General features: G+C 47.2%; 4 protein-coding genes. All 4 read left to right on the plus strand.

Annotated features, from left to right (window positions below):
- Nucleotides 1–759: TolC family protein (locus QTO00_RS16115; RefSeq protein WP_331425701.1), on the plus strand; the 759-nt coding region annotated here is incomplete at its 5' end.
- Between the two features lie 9 nt (nucleotides 760–768).
- Nucleotides 769–1,746, plus strand: a complete 978-nt coding sequence (locus QTO00_RS16120) for an HlyD family secretion protein (protein WP_331425702.1) — start codon at nucleotides 769–771, stop codon at nucleotides 1,744–1,746.
- A 15-nt stretch (nucleotides 1,747–1,761) separates the two neighbouring features.
- Nucleotides 1,762–2,925 carry an ABC transporter permease gene (locus QTO00_RS16125; protein ID WP_331425703.1) on the plus strand — a complete coding sequence of 388 codons (1,164 nt, stop codon included), beginning with the start codon at nucleotides 1,762–1,764 and terminating at the stop codon, nucleotides 2,923–2,925.
- Nucleotides 2,922–3,918: ABC transporter permease (locus QTO00_RS16130; protein ID WP_331425704.1), on the plus strand; the 997-nt coding region annotated here is incomplete at its 3' end. The genes QTO00_RS16125 and QTO00_RS16130, both read left to right, overlap by 4 nt.

Raw genomic sequence — 3,918 nt, forward strand, 5'->3', positions numbered from 1 at the left:
GAATCAGCGTTAGATAAAGCCAAGGTCGAGCGCAAAAAGGCACAAAAGAGCTTAGAGATCGCCCAAGCAGCGCTAACTCAGATCCTCAACCAAACAACACCTGTTGAACCTGCTGATTCGCTGTTCATTAACCAAAATCTACCAGACCAAAACTTGTTTATTGATCGCACCTTAAACACCTATCCAGGATTGGCTCTACTAGATGCTAAACAGAAACAGGCGAATAGTTTAATCAAGGCCGAGCAAGGCAAATACTACCCTGAAGTTTACCTGTACGGAGATTACAGCTTACATGAAGATGACTCGCTCGCCAGTCAAATGAAACCAGATTGGCTAGTTGGCGTTGGGGTCAATATTCCCCTAATCGAGAAATCAGGCCGCAGTGACCAAATTAAAGCCGCTCACAGTGCCGTTTCTCAAGTGCAATTTCTAAAAGCACAAGCCAAACAAGATCTTTCCGTTCTGGTGCAAAAAACTTACCTTGAAGCGCAGCAAGCTCAAGAAGAGGTACTTGGACTCGAGTCGAGCATTGAGATGGCGAATGAAAATCTCAACCTACGCCAGAAAGCATTTTCACAAGGCCTATCGACATCAACGGATGTCATCGATGCTCAGCTTTACGTTGCTAGTGTACAAACGCAAAAAGCCGCCGCGAGCTTTAACTACCTGATTTCCCTATCCAAACTGCTCGCCCTTTCAAGTGAGATGGATGCCTTTAGTCAGTATCAACACAACGCCATTACTATTTCGAGCAAGTAAGGAACCAAGATGAAAAAAGCAAAACCAATATTACTGACAGCAGTCGCATTAAGCGTTGCATCTTGGGTCGGCTACAGCTTCTATCAAGCTTATCAACCTAAACCTGTTCGCTTGCAAGGTCAGATTGAATCTCAGCAGTACAGCATCTCTTCAAAGGTGCCTGGACGAATCGATCAAGTGCTAGTTCGTAAAGGCGATCACATCGAAAAAGGTGAACTGGTATTTACCCTTCACAGCCCTGAAATCGAAGCAAAACTCGAGCAAGCCAAAGCAGGAGAGAAAGCCGCAGGTGCCCTAGCGATGGAAGCGGAAAAAGGCGCTCGTGCTCAGCAAATTCAAGCCGCTAAAGACCAGTGGCAAAAAGCTAAAGCAGCGTCGGCACTGATGGAAAAAACCTATCTGCGCGTTAACAACCTATACAAAGAAGGCGTGGTCGCCGAGCAAAAACGCGACGAAGCGAAAACACAATGGGATGCCGCTAAATATACTGAAAGTGCCGCTTTCCAAATGTACCAAATGGCGCAAGAAGGCGCCCGGAGTGAAACCAAACTCGCTGCAGCTGAAAAAGCACGTATGGCTGCTGGCGCAGTTGCTGAAGTAGAAGCCTATGCAGAAGATACCAGCATCGAGAGCTGGTTTGATGGCGAAGTATCACAAGTACTGCTGCAAAGTGGTGAGCTAGCACCGCAAGGCTTCCCGGTCGTAACCGTCATCGATACAGACGATTCATGGGCAGTTCTCAACGTTCGTGAAGATCTACTAAGCCATTTCGAAAAAGGTCAAACCTTCAACGCCTTTGTGCCAGCACTTAATCAAGATTTTGAGTTTAAGGTTTCGCACATTGCTGCCATGGGTGATTTTGCTACTTGGCGTTCAACTGATGCATCACAAGGCTTTGACCTTCGTACCTTTGAAGTGGAAGCAAGACCGACTCAACCTATAGAGCATTTGCGTATGGGTATGAGCCTAGTGGTTGAGCTGAACTAATTGTTGGATCGCGATATGACTAACCATAGCGTTTCTCAGCTGTCGATCATCCGCAGAGATAAGTGGCTGCTGTCGAGTTTGACCTGGGTACCCGTGTTACTTGCGTTAATGATTTGGGCCATTTTCTCCCAAGGGATAGCTCGTGACCTTCCCATAGGCATCGTCAACTTCGATTCTGGCAAAATGTCGCAGCAGCTTGTTCGCTACTACGACGCGACATCGGCAATGAAAGTTGACTACCATTTCGCAAGTCCGCTCGAAGCAGAACAAGCTCTGGTAAAAGGCGAGATCTATGCCTATGCGGTGATCCCGCAAAACTTCGAACAAGAAACCGTCAAGCAACTCGCTCCTCAAGTCACCGTGTTTTACAACAGCCAGATGATACTGGTAGGCAAGCTGATAAACTCTGCTTTCCTCCAAGCTCAAGGTACCTTCAATGCCAAAGTCGCAACGATTGGTAATCTTAGCCATGGGAATGCGACACTTGCATCCGCAATGGGCAATGCGGTTCCGATTCGAACTCAAATCACACCGCTGTTTAACAAAAACTCCAACTATGCGCAGTTTTTAGTTTCTGCCGTGGTGCCCGCTCTGTGGCAAATTGTAGTGGTCGTCGGTACCATTTTGATATTGTCAGCAAACCTAAGAGACCGAGGCCTAAAGTACTGGCTAGGCGACACGCCTGCAAAAAACATTGTTAATACGCTTGCTCCCTACTCATGGATATTTGCGTTGCAAGGGTTTGCTTTTCTATGTTGGTTCTATCTTGGCTTTAAATGGCCAATGAATGGTAGCTTTTTGGTGCTACTCTTGGCCCAGTGGGTCACGATTATAGCCTGTATGATAATGGGCAGTTTATTCTTCTTTCTTACCCTAGACGCCGCACGAGCGATGAGTTTTGCCGGAGCGTTCACCGCGCCAAGCTTTGCTTTTATGGGGGTGACATTCCCTGTCACTGACATGAACAATTTGGCTCAAGCATGGCGAAGTCTACTGCCTATCAGCCACTATATTGAAGCTCAAATTAGCCAAGTCAGTTATGGCCAATCATGGCTTGAGTCTTTAACCCAATTGCTGCCAATGTTTGGCTACCTGCTACCGGGAATCGCAGTGATTGCTTTAATGAATAAGCACCTAACCGCGACTGAGCATCAATCAACCAATGAGAGCCTAACATGAGTTTCTTTGAGCTAGTTGAAGCCGAGCTCAAAGCTCTGCTAACTAACCCTGTAGTGGTGCTAACCGTATTCGGTGGTGTAGTGTTTTACTCATTCCTGTATCCACTACCCTACAGCCACCAAACACCGCGTGAACAGGAGATCAGCGTCGTCAATCTCGACACAAGCCAAACCAGTTACCAATTGGAGCGTATGGTCGATGCGACACCGCAAGTTAACGTTGTTCAGCGTGACCACACAATAGAAGACGCCCACCAAGCATTTTTGCGTGGCGAAGTCAGCGGGATTCTGGTGATCCCTGAACATTTCTACAAAGATCTTATGCTTGGTAAAAGCCCGACCCTCTCTTATGCCGGCGATGCTTCTTACTTCCTCGTCTACGGAACGATTGTAGAAGGATTGGCACAAGCGGGCGGGACATTAGCCGCGCAAACCAAAGTCACCAAATTACTTATTGATGGCCAGCCATTGTCGAAAGCAGCCAATCAGTATGCACCGACCAAACTCAACATGAAACCGACCTTCAACCCTCGCATTGGTTATGTCGATTATGTGGTTCCAGCAGTGTTTGTGTTGATTTTGCAGCAGACATTGGCAATGGCCGCTGGCTTAATGGTGGGTACGCAAAAACACGGAACCGGATACTGGAGCCATGTGTCACCAATAAAACTCATGTCTTGTCGCATCTTAGTTCTGATTGCCATCTATTACTTGCTCAGCATGTATTATTTTGGCGCTAGCTTTTCTATGCATGGCGTTAACCAATTGGCCCACGCCACCGAGCTTTTAACCCTGTTGCTGCCATTTTTGATCGCATCATGCGCTATTGGTCTTTGGCTGGGCGCCGTAACATCAAGACGAGAGTTGGTGACACTGGTTGTGCTGATTAGCTCAATGCCGCTTGTGTTTAGTGCAGGCTTTATTTGGCCAATTGAAGCGATCCCTACCCCTATTGTTTGGCTATCAGAACTCTTCCCAAGCACTCCTGCTATTC

The organism is Vibrio sp. M260118 (assembly GCF_036533755.1).
Lineage (GTDB): Bacteria > Pseudomonadota > Gammaproteobacteria > Enterobacterales > Vibrionaceae > Vibrio.

Excerpts from the sequence above, each read along its gene's own strand:
- QTO00_RS16120 (WP_331425702.1), top strand. The coding sequence starts at position 769 with ATGAAAAAAGCAAAACCAATATTACTGACAGCAGTCGCATTAAGCGTT.
- QTO00_RS16125 (WP_331425703.1), top strand. The coding sequence starts at position 1,762 with ATGACTAACCATAGCGTTTCTCAGCTGTCGATCATCCGCAGAGATAAG.